Genomic DNA, 15,446 nt, shown 5'->3' with positions numbered 1-15,446 from the left:
AAATTACGTTTAGACTTATCCAACCAGCCGGAAGGAACGTTAATATGTTAGGCGTGTCTTCCACAGGTCCTGCCCCCAGCCCCACGTTTGCCAAATTGGGCGTTGCCCACGAAATCTGTACCGCGCTTGCGGAACGGGGAATCGTCAATACCTTCGCTATCCAGGAGCTCACCCTTCCGATCGCACTCGACGGTTCCGACATCATCGGTCAAGCGCGCACCGGCATGGGGAAAACCCTGGGTTTCGGGGTGCCCCTGATCGACCGGGTTTTTGATTCCGCGGACGTCGCAGAACTCGACGGCACACCCCGCGCACTCGTGATCACGCCGACCCGCGAGTTGGCAGTTCAGGTATCCGCGGACCTCACTCAGGCAGCCAAGCACACCCCCGTGCGAGTGACGACGGTCTATGGCGGACGCCCCTACGAAGAGCAAATAGCCACGCTTAGCGACGGCGTGGATGTCGTCGTCGGGACGCCGGGACGAATCTTGGATCTTTACCAAAAACACGCCCTTCAACTTGATCAAGTAGCCATCCTCGTCCTCGACGAAGCCGACGAAATGCTTGACCTCGGGTTCCTCCCAGCTATCGAGAAGATTCTCCAGGCGTTAACGCACAAGCACCAAACCATGCTGTTTTCAGCCACTATGCCCGGCCCGATCATCACGATGGCGCGTTCATTCCTACACAAACCCATCCATATCCGGGCCGAGACGGAAACTGAGTCCCAGACGCATGCCACCACGAAACAAGTCGTGCTCCAGGCACACCGGATGGACAAGGTCGCGATCATGGTCCGAGCGCTACAAGCTCACGGACGTGGGCGAACGATCATCTTCACCCGCACCAAACGCTCAGCCGCAGAAACCGCACAGGATCTAGCCCAGGCTGGCTTTACCGTCGGCGCAGTGCATGGCAACCTCAACCAGGATGCACGCGAGAAATCCCTCACCGCATTCCGCAACGGCACCATCGACATTTTGGTAGCCACCGACGTAGCCGCCCGCGGTATCGACATCGACGACGTCACCCACGTCATCAACTTCCAAACCCCAGAAGACCCGATGACGTACGTGCACCGCATCGGCCGCACCGGGCGAGCCGGCAATACTGGAGTAGCCATCACGCTCGTAGGATACGATGAACTACACAAATGGCAGAGCATCAATTCCGAACTCGGCCTCGCTACCCCAGAACCTCCCCGGTGGTTCTCAACCTCACCAGAGCTGTTCACGGCGTTGAATATCCCACCAGACGCCCAAGACAGCGTTGGCCCTGCAAAGCGAGTCTTCGGCGGATTCAGCTCTACCGAGCGTCTCCGTGGCCACAAAGGTGCCACCACACGTCCGTCCCGAAAGGCCAACAGCTAGTGAATTCACCATCACAGTCCCCCAAGCGCGGTGCAGCGGTTCTGCGACGCACGAAGAAGGACTTCATCGCGGTGGGAACCATCACTGCTGTAAGCGCGCTGGCCATCGGCGTTGTCTACGCCAACGCTCCAGTCCGCCACTCCGACTTAACCCCAGCTGCGGCAGAATTTGCAAGCACGGCAAACTTGGCCGACCTGCCGGCCACGCTTAAACCAGCCTGGGAAAGCACCTCCAAGTCCACGCCAAGTATGACCAAACCCCTCGTGGCAGATGGCTTGGTCATCACCGGTAACGACACCACCGTCACCGCACTCAACCCCGACAACGGACAGACAGTGTGGAAATATGAGCGCGATAAACAACTGTGCTCACTGAGCGTTGGTTTTAGCAGTGTGGTGGCCACCTATCGGACGTCGGCAGGCTGTGGCGATGTCACGCAGATCGCCACCAAGACCGGCACCTACCGCGCGACCCGCAGCGCCACCGCCCCTGACGATGTAGTACCGATTTCCTCCAACGACCGGGTAGGCACGGTGTCCCCGGAACGCGCGGAGCTGTGGCGCAGCGACCTGGTGCGGACCGTCGAATACGGCGATAAAGATGCCCGGCAGGAACCGGATCAACAGCCACATGAAGACTGCACTATCAATTCTGCACTGACCCGAAAAGAGCTGTTCGCTGTCGCCGAAACGTGCCCCGACCAGCCGAACAACACCATGCTTCGACTTCAAGCAGCCACCCCCGAGGACTCCCGAAAGCCCAAGATAAAGGCCGATGTCGCCGTCCCAGGGACAGGCGCGCAGCTGGTGGCAATCGGGCAAACCACGGCATCTGTCTATGTTCCCGGCGCAGTGCCACGGCTGATCGCCTATGACGACAAGGGCAAAGAAGTCGCCCGCAATGACGTCAAGCCCAGCTCAGAAATCGACCGGGCCATGACGGAAACGAACAAGGCTTTCTACCCGCAGACCGCCGATCTGCCACACCACATGTCGTGGTTCGACGGCGAGCGTTTGTACCTCCTCAACCCCGCAAACTTGGCGGCTGAAGCAATTTTTGAAGGCGCACTCGGCACTGGTGTTGCCGTCGGGCAACGCGTGGTGTTCCCCGTGGTCGGCGGGCTTGCTGTTGGCAACTGGGAAACCGGACAGATTGAGCGAACTGTCCCCGTCGACCGGGGCGGATACACCGGCCCTGTGTCGGTAGCAGTCGCGGGCTCCGCATTGGTGGAAAAGCGCGGTGACAGCATCGTCGCGCTGCGGGGCTAGGTTAGCTGGCTAACGGCCCCCAAATTCCTCGGCGCAGTTTTGAGCGCAGCTGGGCTCCGCCAAGCAGCGCAACTTAGGAATTGTGGCGCGCGGTTGCCCAGCTCAGTGCAGCCGAGTTGAACAGCAGACCTAGGCCAAGCACGCCAGAGGCTGCTGCGAGCGCGGCCCACACCATTTGGTCAGCGGACCACATGTAGTAGGCCATTGCCAGCAGGAACATTTCCAGCATGGCAACTGGCCCTCGTCCCCATCGGTGCCCCTTGTTCATGCTGATCGCAGCCGCCAAGACAACGCCGAAAATAATGATGAAATACACCGCTGTTCCCATCCCCACGAGTCCCACGGAACCACCATCGGCCTTCACTACGCCGTCGGCACCGTGGCCCGTGAATTCGCGGTAGATCAGCAACGCGGCATACCCCAACCCCAGGGCCGATTGAGCCATCGCCAGCCAGCCAGCGTAGCGAACCGTTGCGGGGACTTTGAGAGTTGGGTCTTTCGAGGTTGCAGTCACGGCTTATTAGCCTACTAGAGCCAGGCGTTTTCATTGTGCAGGGTGTACATGATCAACGTAGTCTCGTCTTCTATGCGATGCCTCGTGCTTTCGAATCCGAACTCGACCAGTCACACTCATGAGCTATTCCAGGCGATTATTCCGCCCCTGGCTCAGGTGTCTGAGCTGCGAGCGGTCTACACCGAGTATCCCGGGCACGCGCGCGAGCTCTGTGCCGGGCTGCGCCGTACAGATTACGACGCCATTATTGCTATTGGTGGCGACGGCACCGTGAACGAAGTGCTGGCCGGACTATTGGGCGATGACCCGGCCGTACGTCCCTCGGCCGCGGAGTTGCCCGCCTTGGGCATCATTCCGACTGGTTCGGCGAATGTTTTCGCCCGTGCGCTGGGTTTCCCCAATGATCCAGGTCGGACAGCCGTCGTGTTGGCGGAACTACTGCATGCGCAGGCTTATCGACGCCTTCCGGTCGGCCTCATCAATGGCCGGTGGTTTTGCGTCAACGCCGGGTTCGGCCTGGATGCCGAAGTGATTGGCCGAATGGAAAAGATTCGTGCCAGCGGAGGCTTGGCCACCCCGTGGCGATACTCTGTGGTCGCACTCAATGTGTGGCGCAAGCTGCGCAAAGCCACACTGGAGATCCGATTTCACGCGCGATGCACCGACGGCGAAAACTATCGTGGCACCGCAGCCTTCGTGATCGTGTCCAATACCAATCCGTGGAGTTATGCCGGCCCAATCCCGCTTGCGCCCAACCCAGATCATGACTTTGACAACGGCCTAGCCTTGTACGCAGTCAACGACATGACGGGCCCGGTGGGCTTCTTGACGCTTTCTCGAATGTTGGGTTTGCCCGTCCGCAATGTGGCGCGTGACTTGATTGATTTTCGTGAAACGCGAATTGACGGCATCGAACAGATCACACTCACCAACCCACATCCACTAAAGTGGCAGGTAGACGGGGAATACGTCGGCGAAAACACCGAAGTGAGCATCTCCTTTTCCCCGCAAGCCATCGACGTTATCAGCCCCAAAACCGCCTGATTTTTGTGAGCTTCGTTACTTTTTGCCCGTTATCCCTAGCCAAAATTGTGCTGACGTGTCATGATTCTCCGGTAGCGAAAACGACAGGTTGTAAAACCAAAGTCGAACACTAGCAGTACTTCAGGTTAAGTACGGGTTAACTACTCACCCAAAACCTCACCATTATCGCCAACCGGTTTAGATATCCGGCTGCATTTCGCATGCCGTCCATCTGATATCCCAACCAGTTCGATAACTTAAGGTGCCACTGGCCTTGTGCCGACGGAAGGAACCTAGCCACCACACACACTTTGAATTACTAGGAGATTCCATCATGGATTGGCGCCACGAAGCTGTTTGCCGCGACGAAGACCCAGAGCTCTTCTTCCCAGTCGGCAATTCCGGACCTGCCCTCGCACAGATCGCTGCAGCAAAGGTTGTTTGCAACCGCTGCCCAGTCACCTCCCAATGCCTCGCTTGGGCATTGGAATCCGGCCAGGATGCCGGCGTCTGGGGCGGCATGAGCGAAGACGAGCGTCGCGCCCTGAAGCGTCGCAAGAACCGTGGTCGCGGCCGTACCCGCGCAACCGTCTAAATTAACCATTCGACAGCACACTCGTTTAACATAAGTGCGTCTATCAATCGCCTAATTACAATCTCAAGGAGGCAGCCATGAGCAAGCGTGGCCGCAAGCGCAAGGACCGTCGCAAGAACAAGGCTAACCACGGCCGTCGTCCAAACTCTTAAGAAGAGTTTCTGCGCCAATCATAAATTAGGTCGTCTTCCTCTCACCGAGGGGAAGACGACCTTTTTCTGGGTTAAGTAATGAAATGTATATCGGGCCGACGTGTCGCCAACCGTGCGGACTTGCTGCACAAGTGCTATGTCGTCGCTTCGGCGTAGTCCGACTACGTAGAACAGCGTTTTTTTAATGAATAAAATCCCACAGCGGTAGTCCGACTACACCGAAGGGACGACATAGAGCGGTCGAAAGCACACAGACAACAATAAATACTGGCTTGAGGGCCACAACGTTGCGGAAATCACGAATCGGAGAAACACTCTTTTACTAAACCTGAAAAGTGTGTCTGGCCGACGTTTCGCCAGCTGGCTTTCTTTCACTAGGAGTGCGGCTGCACACCTGCTAGGTCGTACTTCCGAAGTAGCACTCCTACGCAGCAGCTCGTTTTTCGACCAATTTTCCGCCTTCTAGGTAGGAGTACTACCTCGGGAGCACTGACTAGCACCTGTGAAGCCCGAATGCCGAAAATTCATAAGAGCCACCGACGAGGTTGCGTCGTCGGCATTGTTTTCGGGGTATATCAGATCTAGGAGTTTCGCCGGAAACACTGGATCCAACTACCTTTTTAGTCGCACAACCTACTCCGTGCGGACTAGCGTCCTCGCTGCACCTGGATCGAAATGGAGATGCGTTCATAGAGAGTCGTCGGCGCGGTAGTTTCGCAGCACCGCTTGAGGAGTGCCCTCACTTCTTCTTCGACGCCGAGGGCAGCAAAGCACTCTGGGCAGCTTTGGATTTGTCGGCGAAGTTGGGCTCGCGTTCGTTCGCAGCAGGTGTCGTCGTCGAGGATTCGACGCAGCATGTCATAGGCGTCGGTGCAGTTGCACTCGCAGTTGTTATTGCTCATGATGCTTTTCGCTTCCTTTACGTTCCGATCCCATATCCGGCTGCCACTTCTTTTAACGCACCGCGGAGCTGTTTTCTTCCCCGGTGAAGCCTGGACATCACCGTTCCCAACGGAATGTCGAGGATTTCGGCGATTTCCTTGTACGCGAGGCCCTCCACATCGGCGTAGTACACCACCATTCGGTACTCCTCGGACAAACCATTCAACGCTGCCGACACTTCGTCATCAGGGATCGTTTTCAGTGCTTCCACCTCCGCTGATTCCAAGCCGGTGAAGTGGTGAGAGGCGCTGGAATAGATCTGATAGTCCGTAATTTCTTCGGTGGGTAGTTGTGATGGTTGCCGCTGCGCCTTGCGATAACTGTTGATGTACAGGTTCGTCATGATGCGATACAGCCATGCCTTGAGGTTCGTTCCCGGCTTGAAGCTCTCGAAAGCCTGGAACGCCTTCATATACGTTTCTTGCACCAAGTCTTCAGCATCGGCTGGGTTGCGCGTCATGCGCAGCGCACCGCCATAAAGTTGGTCGAGCAATGGCAACGCTTCAGTCTCAAAGCGTTGCGCAAGTGTCGCGGTCGGGGCCATGCCTCTCCTGTCTATCCTCGTCTGTTCGACGTATCCCTTCATCATACGGCGTAGAATCTGCGATGTTATGGCCAAGAAGAATTCCACCGGTACTGCAGCACTCCAAGCGCTTGTCGACGCCGCCCTCCCCCACACCGTCCACCAATTCGACACCCAGTCCCACCACTACGGCGCCGAAGCCGCGGCGGAGCTCAGCACTCGGCTCGGAATCGCCGCCGAGCAGGTCTTCAAAACGCTCCTAGTGGATTTAAGCGCAGGCAAAGGCCCCAAGCGCCAACTGGCCGTTTGCTGCATCCCCGTTACCGAGCAACTCGGCTTGAAGAAGGCGGCCACAGCTCACGGCGCGAGCAAGGCTACCATGGCGGACCCCAAAGATGCCGAGCGTAGTTCGGGCTACGTCGTCGGCGGGATCTCTCCCATCGGCCAAAAGCACCCGCTTCCTACGGTTATTGATGAAACTGCCCAGCTCTTCGACGTTATCTTTGTCTCCGGCGGGAAGCGGGGCCTGGACATCGAATTATCCCCGGACACTCTCCGTGAGGTAACCGGGGCGAGCTTCGCTGACTTAGTGGCCGATTAACTCGGGGTAGTCGTTTTTCACTGCCCCTACCGCGGGGTCGGCAGGGGAAATCCGCAACTGCGCCACCAACTCTTGCCCAGATGGGTGCAACAGCTGTGCTGCGGTCGTGGTGTCGTCGATAAGCCATTGTCGCGCCTCCTCGGCCTGTAGGAACCGAGGTAGGCGGTGGTGAAGATCCTGCATCGGTTCCGGGGCATCGGTGGTAATCATCGTGGCGGAAAGCTGGCCTAGCCCGGTCGACCACAGCCCAGCAGCCCAGAGCAGTTCGCCATCTACGCGACGCACGAAGTACGGCTTTTTGTCTTTCCATTCGTAGTATCCATCTAGCGGGATGACGCAGCGCTGGGTCTTGAATGCGTCACGGAAAGATGGCTTTTCTTGCACGGTCTCCGCCCGCGCATTGAACAACGGCGGACCACTGATGTCTTTCTTCCAATGCGGAAGCAGCCCCCACCGCGCAGGTTCGAGGAGAGCTTCGCTCGGGGAGGCTAGTCGCATCATGGCGATCATCTGAGTCGGTGCGACGTTGTACCGCGGCGGGGGTGTGCCTTCGGGTGCCTGAATGGTGGCCTCGGGGGCGTCGATAAGCGAGGTGGCCGCTGCAAGCAGCTTCTCCTCGGTGGTAAAGAGCACAAAGCGTCCGCACATGCCATCTATTATGGACGTCATGGCAGAAAAAGTGCAGGATCAATGGTGGCAAGCCCCGCCGGCAGCGGGTCCGATCGATTGGGAGTTGCGGATACCGGGCTCGAAATCGATGACGAACCGGGCGCTCGTACTCGCAGCGCTGGCCGACGGGCCATCGGTCATCCACGATGCCCTCATCAGCCGAGACACCGAACTGATGATGCAAGCCCTGGAACAGCTCGGCACGAAAATCACCCGAACCGCCACCTCCCATGGCACCCCGTCAACCACCATCAAGGTTGAGCCGGGCCGGTTCACGGGCGGATCGGTCCACACGGGCCTTGCGGGCACCATCATGCGCTTCCTCCCACCTGTGGCGGCGCTTGCCGACGGCACCGTGTTCTTCGACGGTGACCCAGAAGCCCGCGTACGCCCGATGAGCACCACCCTGGAGGCTCTGCGCGATCTCGGCGTGGCGGTCACCGGCGACAGCTTGCCGTTTACGATCGTCGGAACCGGAGCAGTCACAGGAGGCGAAGTCAGCATCGACGCGAGTGCCTCCTCCCAGTTTGTCTCCGGGCTGATGCTCGCCGGTTGCCGGTTCCGCGACGGTCTGACCATTACGCACACCGGCAACAAGCTGCCTAGCCTTCCCCACATCGAACTCACCGTGGACATGTTGCAGCATGCGGGAATCAGCGTGACTCGGACGGCCCCCAACCAATGGCACGTCGCACCTGGTGTGCCCCGCGCCTGCATCTGGCGAATCGAACCGGACCTGTCCAATGCCACCCCGTTCTTAGCTGCTGCCGCCGTCACGGGCGGCCGGGTACGCATTCACGATTGGCCAATGAAAACTGCCCAACCGGGTGATGCCATCCGCGACATTCTTATGGACATGGGGTGCGAGGTGGAATTCATCGCCGTCGGCGATGGTCACGCCTTGGAAATTCACGGCCCGCACCCCGGTGAGCTGCGCGGACTCGATCTGGATCTCTCCGATATCGGTGAACTCACGCCCACCCTTGCGGCCCTAGCCGCCGTGGCAAACTCCCCATCCGAATTGCACGGCATCGCGCACCTTAGAGGCCACGAAACCGACCGCCTGGCAGCATTGACGGCCGAACTCAACAATGTCGGAGTCGATTGTCGTGAACTTCCCGACGGGCTCGCCATCCGGCCCCGCCCCTTGCGAGCCGGAAAGTGGCGCAGCTACGCCGACCACCGCATGGCGACCGCCGGAGCGATCCTTGGTCTGCTCACTCCCATCAAAGTGGAAAACATCGCCACCACCGCAAAGACGCTGCCCGGCTTTGCGACGATGTGGGAAGACATGGTCCACCACGCCGCCGAACCAGAATCGGGTGTAACGAGTGGCTAGAAGACAATTCGACGAGTCTGACGTCCGTATCCGTCCCGGCCGCGGTTCACGACCCCGCACCAAAGATCGCCCCAAGCACGACGATGCGCAATTCGGCATGGTGGTGTCGAAAGATCGTGGCCGTTGGGGCGTAGTTCTCGACGGCAGCGACCAGGCCGTCGCCTGCATGCGCGCCCGAGAGCTCGGCCGAACCAACATCGTCGTGGGTGATCGCGTGGCCGTGGTGGGCGACACCAGCGGCCAACCCGGCACACTCGCCCGCATCGTCCGACTTGAAGATCGCACCTCGGTGCTGCGTCGCACCGCCGATGACACCGACCCCTACGAACGGATCGTGGTGGGTAACGCCGACCAACTGCTTATCGTCTCCGCGGTAGCCGACCCACCTCCCCGGGCCGGTTTCGTCGAGCGCGCCCTGGTGGCCGCGTTCGTGGGTAATCTCTCACCTATTCTCTGCCTGACTAAATCGGATCTTGCTGACCCAGAAGAGTTCGCCTCCCAGTTCGCAGATCTCAACGTTCCCGTGGTCACCGCAGGCATTAACGACGACCTCGCCGAGGTGCAACACATCGTGACCGATCACGTCACCGCGCTGATCGGCCATTCGGGCGTCGGTAAGTCCACGCTGGTCAACCGCTTAGTTCCGGAAGCTGATCGCGCCACAGGTGCGGTATCGGGCGTCGGTAAAGGACGGCACACTTCCACGCAATCGGTTGCGCTGCGGCTGCCGGACGGCGGGTGGATTATAGATACCCCGGGAATTCGCTCGTTCGGGCTTGCGCATGTGGACGCGGACACAGTCGTGGGCGTCTTCGAAGATCTCGCGTTAGCAGCGGAAAACTGCCCGCGTGGGTGTACTCATATGGGCCCACCTGCCGACCCAGAATGCGCCCTCGATCAGCTCACCGGAAGCTCTTTGCGACGGGCGCTGGCCGTGCGCAAGCTGTTGGTTGCTCTACGCAGCAACGAAGACTGGGAACTCGGCATCGAAAGGGACTAACCGTGCAGCTGCCCTCCCCCATCGAGCGCACCCCAATCGATGCCACTCCGCTCAACCGGCTGGCAGGCTTGGCTGTCCTCACGGGCGCGGTGACCGGCTTGCTGGTGGCCGGGCTCAACTGGACGGTCATCGGCGTGGAGCGGCTGGTCTATGACGTGGATCATCTCCACAACCCGGATCCCACTTCGCAGGTTAGTAGGTTACGAGTCAGTCTCACTCTCGTTTGCTTGGGCGTGGTGCTGAGTTGGGCGTGGTACGGCTTACGACGGCTCGGACGCAAACAGGTGGGCGTGCCAAACGCCATGAACGGCCGTCCGATGCCGGTGCTTGAAACGCTCCTTTCCGCGTTCCTGCAGGTCGCTTCGGTCGCCGCGGGTGCCCCGGTGGGCCGGGAAAACGCCCCGCGTCTCGCCGGTGGACTCGCTGGCTCGTGGATTTCCACCAAGCTCGGCCTCGATATTCATGCCCGCCGGCTCTTGGTGGCAGCGGCCGCGGGTGCTGGCTTGGGTGCCACCTTTCATCTCCCCCTGGCCGGCGCCCTGTTTGCCCTGGAGCTGCTGCTGGTGGAAATGAGCACGCGCTCGGTGGTGGTCACTATGCTCGCCTCAGCCACAGCAGTAGCCGTCACTGGGGTCTTCGTGAAGCCGCACCCGGTCTATTCCTCGGTGCCTGCCAGCGAGGATTGGCCCACCCTTGGTGTCGCCATCCTCGTGGGGCTGGTAGCTGGTGTGATCGGCCACTGGTTCGGAGTGCTGGCCCGCAAGGCTGTTGCTGCCAGCCCGCAAGATGGGCGCATTTTGTGGCAATTGCCGGCTGCGTTCGTGGTGATCGGTGCTGTGGCTTACTTTGTTCCTGGCACCAGCTCCAACGCCCGTTCTATGGCCGATACGATGCTCACCAACGGCATGCCCGCGGCTGCCTTGCTCGCGGTTGCGTTGCTGCGCTTCGGCGCGACCCTGTTGTGCCTACGCGTTGGTGTGGTGGGAGGCACCTTGACCCCGGCGTTTGGTTTGGGAGCAATCGTAGGGGCTTTGCTCGGCGTGGCCTTAGCACCACTATTCCCCGGGGTACCGGTAGGCGTTTTCGCTCTGCTTGGGGCGGCCGCTTTTCTATCCACTGCGATGGCAGCCCCGCTTTTCGGACTGATCGCAGCGGTAGAATTTACCGATCTCGCAGCGGAGGGTTACCTACCCGTCTTTGTCGCAGTAGCTAGCGCTGCGATCGGTGTGCGCCTGTGGTCGGTGGCTGTCCATCGGGATCAGCCGATGGTGCCATTTACTTCGGCCTTGTGGACTCGCGACTGACGTCGTACCGGCCGCATCAGGGCGTAACGCAGAGCTTCTTTAGCACTCGGGCGAGCCTTAGCTAGCAGCTGCAATCCTGGCTTGAGGCCACGACGTCGGCCAGCTTCATCGGCACCAACCTGCAGGTTTGCTTCGATGTCTGGGGTAAACGCCTGGTTCGAGCGTACTTCCGGGGCATTGTCCGGGGAGGCAGCCAGGAAGCTATTCGGCAAAGAAAGCTTGAGCAGGGTGCGCTGCACCTTGCCGAACTGCGCCGGGAAAGACCCGGTGTGGTACGGCAGATCAAACTCTTCAGCCAAAGCCTGCACTTGCTTACCGACGGCCGCCAACCGATTAGACGGCATGTCCGGGAACAGGTGATGTTCGATCTGATAATTGAGATTTCCGGACAAGATGGTCAACGCTGCGCCGCCCTTGAAGTTCGCGCTACCCAGCATCTGGCGCAGGTACCACTCACCCTTGGTTTCGTTTTCCCATTGTTCTTTGGTGAAGGTTTCCGCCTCGTCCGGGAAGTGCCCACAGAAGATCACTGCGTACGACCACCAGTTACGCACCAGGTTGGCAATCAGGTTGGCCCGGACGGTGTGCTTGAAGTTGGGGCCGGTGAGCAGTGGGTAGAGCAGGTAGTCCTTGAGCACCTGGTTGCGAACCTTCGCCACAGTTTCCCAGAACTTCGGTGCGGTTTCCTCCCAGGTCTGTTTTCCTGCGAACAGTCGCCCCAGCTCAACGTCGTAAAACGCGATGGCCCATTGAAAGAAGGATGCCAACACTGCGTTGGTCACCGGCTGGAATGCGTGCTGAGGCGCCCATTTCCTATCGCGGGTTACCCTCAGGACGCCGTATCCGACGTCGTGATCCATCCCGAGGATGTTGGTGTACGTGTGGTGGACGTGATTGTGGGTGTGCATCCACTGCTTAGATGGGCAGTTCATGTCCCATTCCCAGGTGGTGGAGTGGATCGTCGGGTCGTTCATCCAGTCCCACTGGCCGTGGATGACGTTGTGGCCGATCTCCATATTCTCTAGGATTTTCGCCAATGCCAGCATGCCAGTTCCCGCCCAGAATGCTGGCTTGCGGTGCGAGAGCAGCAATGTGGCCCGGCCGCTGAGTTCCAGGATTCGTTGCGTGCGAATCATCGATTTGATATAACGAACGTCGCGTTCGCCGAGGGTGCTTTCCACGTCGGCTTTGATGGCGTCCAGCCGACGCCCAATTTCTTCAATATCTGCGTCCGTGAGGTGCGAATAAGCCTTGATGTTTGCGATTGCCATGTCGATGCTCCTAAATGTCGAGGGTCACGTCGCCGTTGGCAACGGTGCAGCACACGCGAACGCGACTGCCTGGTTCATGGGTTTCCCCGGTGCGAAGGTTGTGCGCGTGGCCTTCTTTGAGAGACTGCACGCAGGTCTGGCAGATACCCATCCGGCATCCGCTCGGCAAACGAATTCCGGCCGACTCGGCTGCCTCCAGAATCGTGGTAGCGCCATCCGCGATAACGCTGCCTCGGTTGCCAAAAGTCACCGTGCCACCCCGCGCATCACTTGCTCGATCCAGGGTGAAGTGTTCCGTACGCAGCGCATAAGGCTTATCGACGCCCGTCGCCCACCATGCGCTGAGCTCATTAAGTAGCTGCGCAGGACCGCAGGCATATGGTGCCCGATCGGCGAAGTCTGGAACCATCTCCTCCAGCTGAGGGATCGTTATCCGACCGTCCACCGAGGTGACACGGATGTCCACCCGTAGCCCAGGATTGGCTTCTTGTAGGCGGTCAAGTTCTTCCGCGAAAATCAGTTCTTCCTTCGCGCGCACGGAGTGGATCAGGACGGCGTCGCTAAGCTGGCGGCGATCGTCGAGCATGCGCAGCATCGAGATCACTGGGGTCAATCCAGAACCGGCAGTAACAAACAGCAGTTTGTGGGGAATCGGATCAGTGAGGTAAAAGTCACCGGCGGGCGCGGCAAGCCGGATTGCTTCCCCTGGGCGAGCGTTGTCTTGCAGGTGGTTGGAAAGTTGCCCATCTGCGACGGCGCGGACGCAAATCTGAAAGTTCTTCGCCCTTCGGGTGGGTGCTGTGACTATCGAATAGCTCCGCCACACATAGCGCCCCTCCACTGAGACCCCAATGCCGATGTACTGACCGGCTTCAAAGTGGACCGGCACTCCCCAGCCTGGTTCGATGTCGATCAGGATGCTTCCTTCGGCCGCCGGAGTGATCTGACGGATGACTCCACGCAGTTCCCGGGTGCTCCACAATGGGTTGATCAGCGCCGAATAATCATCGGGCAGTAGTGGCGTGGTCCAATTCTTGAGAATTCTTCGCACGTGTTTGAGGCTGTCGCTCGTGGTTCTTACCACCATCACACCTTCGATCCTTTTGCTATCAAAATTGGTACGCTTCCGTAGCTTACGGTAGCGTAGGTTAGATTGCAAGGGCGCCGAAAAAGAGGTTTGATATAGAAAAGTGTGTACCGGTGTCGTGATTCCCCCCAGTTCAAGCACACTAAATCCGGGTTCTACCGTTCCTCTAGTGCTCTAACCGACCCCGACAAATGTACTATCGCGTGTTTTGCGGTCGCTGCTCGTGGCGGGGTGGGTCGGTGCAGAAAACCGTCCCTCTTGCCCAGTACGCGCTGGGCAGACACTGGAAGAAGTGCGGCGTAGCAATGAGACTCGCGTCGATTGAAGCAAGTACAAACGTCACCAGTCAAAGGCTGTGTCCGCGACGCACTCACATAAGAAGCCGTTTAACTCAACCGCAGGAAACAGGTCCGGCCAAGATACTGGCCGACCAGCTCGCTTGTAGCTGCACTCTTCCGACCAGGCGCAGGTTTCTTTAGGTATCCCAGGTTCCGGATGATTCTTACAGATTTTCCTGACTCTTCCTGGAGGCTGCACAAGTGCTAGTCAGTACTTCCGAAGTAGGAGTACTACCCCGGTGGGCGTTTTTTCGTTAAAAATCGTTGATCTAGGTAGGAGTACTACCGCGGAGGTACAACCTAGCACTCGTGCAGCAAAATCGCGCCGCCGGCGATGCGCCGACCGGATATACCTCTTCACTCAACCCCGAAAAAAACGACCCACCAACGCGGGTCGCTTCACTCATAGAGAACCTAAAGATTTAGCTCAGTTCAATCAAGAATGGCAGCTCAACTGGGTCATACCAGGCCATGAAGTTGTCATCGGCGTCTCCAACTGCCAGTTCCGCGTCTTCGTCCCCCAGATCCGCAGCATGGATCGCGTCAATAGCCTTCGCAGTGGCCTCTTCCGAGGACTCAATATCCACGTGGAGCGCCGCAACTTCAGAAAGAGCGATGTGGGCAGGCTGGATCTTCACCACGGTATCCCCCTGGTCATCAGCAAGAGTGACCTGCTCATCGGGAAGATCGGCAGTAATTACCACGCGTCGATGCGGATGCTGTGACACTCCCATTCCCAGCAATCTCAAAGACGCCCGGGCTGCATCAATAAAGGCAAAGTGGGCGATTTCTTCTTCGTCTCCTGATTCGAAAGACTCGATCAACGTAGGAGTTACCGCAAAACCCCACCCGGAACGCGCAGTAAAGACCCCATTTTCATTGAGCTCTCTCAAGATCTCAAAGGTTGCCGGCACATAGACGCGCATCTAGAACTCGCCTTCAATCCCGAATAGCCCGGTAATTTCCACCACTGCACGATCGAACTGCTGGTAGAACACTCCGACGAGTCCAGCCTCCACTGCGCCACGAACATTCAAGATTGAATCATCGACCATGACACAGTCGCGCATCGGCAACTCGATCGCGTCAGCCGCTGCCTGAAACGCGGCCTCAGCAGGCTTTTCTGCGCCAATCTCGCCCGACAGCAAGACGGCGTCGACAATGCCCCGGTATTCCAGTTCACGGATGTGCTCAGCTCCGGGACCACCCGGATCATTGGAGAGGACGGCAGTTGCTACCCCATTGCTTTTGGCGGCCGCCAAAAGGTTGCGCCACCTGCGCCGGTCCTCATCGGTGCCGTCCAGAACTCCGACATAATCAACGATTAATCCACGCACGCTCTTAAACTCCCACTTTTGCACATTTTCTCAGGCATTCTTCTCACATCCATGACACAATTAACTGCGCTGCATGCATACTCGCTTCCACATTCTTCCACAATTCTTCCTTG

General features: G+C 58.8%; 17 protein-coding genes. 9 read left to right on the top strand and 8 right to left on the bottom strand.

What is annotated here, in order from left to right; genetic code table 11:
* Positions 1-53 precede the first annotated feature (53 nt).
* Together CEPID_RS03215 and CEPID_RS03210 are read left to right on the top strand one after the other, a co-directional pair.
* Entirely contained in the window at positions 54-1,370 is a 1,317-nt protein-coding gene (locus CEPID_RS03215) for a DEAD/DEAH box helicase (RefSeq protein WP_236684285.1), read from the top strand.
* The gene (locus CEPID_RS03210; RefSeq protein ID WP_047239736.1) at positions 1,370-2,638 is read left to right on the top strand and encodes an Rv3212 family protein; all 1,269 of its coding nucleotides are present in this window, start codon (positions 1,370-1,372) and stop codon (positions 2,636-2,638) included. The genes CEPID_RS03215 and CEPID_RS03210 overlap by 1 nt, the downstream gene beginning before the upstream one ends.
* A 73-nt stretch (positions 2,639-2,711) precedes the next feature.
* Here CEPID_RS03210 and CEPID_RS03205 read toward each other — a convergent pair whose 3' ends face one another.
* Positions 2,712-3,152 (bottom strand): hypothetical protein, encoded by a 441-nt coding sequence (locus tag CEPID_RS03205; protein WP_052843340.1) that lies wholly within the window; start codon positions 3,150-3,152, stop codon positions 2,712-2,714.
* A gap of 48 nt (positions 3,153-3,200) precedes the next feature.
* Between CEPID_RS03205 and CEPID_RS03200 the strand changes: the two genes are divergently transcribed.
* The 3 genes from CEPID_RS03200 to CEPID_RS13715 all read left to right on the top strand — a co-directional run bounded on the left by CEPID_RS03200 (position 3,201) and on the right by CEPID_RS13715 (position 4,922).
* Positions 3,201-4,196: a diacylglycerol/lipid kinase family protein gene (locus CEPID_RS03200; protein ID WP_052843338.1), complete on the top strand. Its 996-nt coding sequence runs from the start codon at positions 3,201-3,203 to the stop codon at positions 4,194-4,196.
* A gap of 313 nt (positions 4,197-4,509) precedes the next feature.
* Positions 4,510-4,770 carry a WhiB family transcriptional regulator gene (locus CEPID_RS03195; RefSeq protein ID WP_047239735.1) on the top strand — a complete coding sequence of 87 codons (261 nt, stop codon included), beginning with the start codon at positions 4,510-4,512 and terminating at the stop codon, positions 4,768-4,770.
* Between the two features lie 77 nt (positions 4,771-4,847).
* Positions 4,848-4,922 (top strand): 50S ribosomal protein bL37, encoded by a 75-nt coding sequence (locus CEPID_RS13715; RefSeq protein WP_407921614.1) that lies wholly within the window; start codon positions 4,848-4,850, stop codon positions 4,920-4,922.
* 647 nt (positions 4,923-5,569) lie between these two features.
* Here the strand turns inward: CEPID_RS13715 and CEPID_RS03190 are convergent.
* The gene (locus CEPID_RS03190) at positions 5,570-5,824 is read right to left on the bottom strand and encodes a hypothetical protein (RefSeq protein WP_047239734.1); all 255 of its coding nucleotides are present in this window, start codon (positions 5,822-5,824) and stop codon (positions 5,570-5,572) included.
* Positions 5,825-5,841: 17 nt separating this feature from the next.
* Positions 5,842-6,450 (bottom strand): sigma-70 family RNA polymerase sigma factor, encoded by a 609-nt coding sequence (locus tag CEPID_RS03185; RefSeq protein ID WP_407921613.1) that lies wholly within the window; start codon positions 6,448-6,450, stop codon positions 5,842-5,844.
* Positions 6,451-6,475: 25 nt separating this feature from the next.
* Between CEPID_RS03185 and ybaK the strand changes: the two genes are divergently transcribed.
* Entirely contained in the window at positions 6,476-6,988 is a 513-nt protein-coding gene (gene ybaK / locus CEPID_RS03180; protein WP_047239732.1) for a Cys-tRNA(Pro) deacylase, read from the top strand.
* On the opposite strand, the gene CEPID_RS03175 is transcribed toward ybaK, so the two are convergent.
* Positions 6,974-7,636, bottom strand: coding sequence for an SOS response-associated peptidase (locus tag CEPID_RS03175; protein WP_047239731.1), 663 nt, complete (start codon positions 7,634-7,636; stop codon positions 6,974-6,976). The genes ybaK and CEPID_RS03175 overlap by 15 nt on opposite strands.
* Positions 7,637-7,655: 19 nt before the next feature.
* Here CEPID_RS03175 and aroA point away from each other — a divergent pair, with 19 nt between their 5' ends.
* The 3 genes from aroA to CEPID_RS03160 are packed head-to-tail and all read left to right on the top strand — an operon-like array spanning position 7,656 to position 11,300.
* Positions 7,656-8,996 (top strand): 3-phosphoshikimate 1-carboxyvinyltransferase, encoded by a 1,341-nt coding sequence (gene aroA / locus CEPID_RS03170; protein ID WP_083984489.1) that lies wholly within the window; start codon positions 7,656-7,658, stop codon positions 8,994-8,996.
* On the top strand, positions 8,989-9,996 hold the full coding sequence (gene rsgA, locus CEPID_RS03165; protein WP_083984356.1) for a ribosome small subunit-dependent GTPase A: 1,008 nt from the start codon (positions 8,989-8,991) through the stop codon (positions 9,994-9,996). Before aroA ends, rsgA begins: the two co-directional genes overlap by 8 nt.
* Before the next feature lie 8 nt (positions 9,997-10,004).
* Positions 10,005-11,300, top strand: a complete 1,296-nt coding sequence (locus CEPID_RS03160) for a chloride channel protein (protein WP_047241308.1) — start codon at positions 10,005-10,007, stop codon at positions 11,298-11,300.
* Here CEPID_RS03160 and CEPID_RS03155 read toward each other — a convergent pair.
* The 4 genes from CEPID_RS03155 to CEPID_RS03140 all read right to left on the bottom strand — a co-directional run bounded on the left by CEPID_RS03155 (position 11,255) and on the right by CEPID_RS03140 (position 15,333).
* Entirely contained in the window at positions 11,255-12,571 is a 1,317-nt protein-coding gene (locus CEPID_RS03155) for a fatty acid desaturase family protein (protein ID WP_047239729.1), read from the bottom strand. The genes CEPID_RS03160 and CEPID_RS03155 overlap by 46 nt on opposite strands.
* Before the next feature lie 10 nt (positions 12,572-12,581).
* A complete protein-coding gene (locus CEPID_RS03150; protein WP_236684283.1) occupies positions 12,582-13,622 on the bottom strand; it encodes a ferredoxin reductase in 1,041 nt (346 codons plus the stop codon).
* Positions 13,623-14,418: 796 nt separating this feature from the next.
* Positions 14,419-14,922 carry a DUF6912 family protein gene (locus CEPID_RS03145; RefSeq protein WP_047239727.1) on the bottom strand — a complete coding sequence of 168 codons (504 nt, stop codon included), beginning with the start codon at positions 14,920-14,922 and terminating at the stop codon, positions 14,419-14,421.
* Positions 14,923-15,333, bottom strand: coding sequence for an HAD-IA family hydrolase (locus CEPID_RS03140; RefSeq protein WP_047241307.1), 411 nt, complete (start codon positions 15,331-15,333; stop codon positions 14,923-14,925).
* Positions 15,334-15,446: the final 113 nt, after the last annotated feature.

Source organism: Corynebacterium epidermidicanis, assembly GCF_001021025.1.
GTDB lineage: Bacteria > Actinomycetota > Actinomycetes > Mycobacteriales > Mycobacteriaceae > Corynebacterium > Corynebacterium epidermidicanis.
Note: the sequence above shows the minus strand (reverse complement) of the source record. Positions and strands in the feature narration are given on the sequence as shown.

Excerpts from the sequence above, each read along its gene's own strand:
- CEPID_RS03155 (WP_047239729.1), bottom strand. The coding sequence starts at position 12,571 with ATGGCAATCGCAAACATCAAGGCTTATTCGCACCTCACGGACGCAGAT.
- ybaK (WP_047239732.1), top strand. The coding sequence starts at position 6,476 with ATGGCCAAGAAGAATTCCACCGGTACTGCAGCACTCCAAGCGCTTGTC.
- CEPID_RS03195 (WP_047239735.1), top strand. The coding sequence starts at position 4,510 with ATGGATTGGCGCCACGAAGCTGTTTGCCGCGACGAAGACCCAGAGCTC.
- aroA (WP_083984489.1), top strand. The coding sequence starts at position 7,656 with ATGGCAGAAAAAGTGCAGGATCAATGGTGGCAAGCCCCGCCGGCAGCG.
- CEPID_RS03200 (WP_052843338.1), top strand. The coding sequence starts at position 3,201 with ATGATCAACGTAGTCTCGTCTTCTATGCGATGCCTCGTGCTTTCGAAT.
- CEPID_RS03175 (WP_047239731.1), bottom strand. The coding sequence starts at position 7,636 with ATGTGCGGACGCTTTGTGCTCTTTACCACCGAGGAGAAGCTGCTTGCA.
- CEPID_RS03190 (WP_047239734.1), bottom strand. The coding sequence starts at position 5,824 with ATGAGCAATAACAACTGCGAGTGCAACTGCACCGACGCCTATGACATG.
- CEPID_RS03185 (WP_407921613.1), bottom strand. The coding sequence starts at position 6,450 with ATGAAGGGATACGTCGAACAGACGAGGATAGACAGGAGAGGCATGGCC.
- CEPID_RS03145 (WP_047239727.1), bottom strand. The coding sequence starts at position 14,922 with ATGCGCGTCTATGTGCCGGCAACCTTTGAGATCTTGAGAGAGCTCAAT.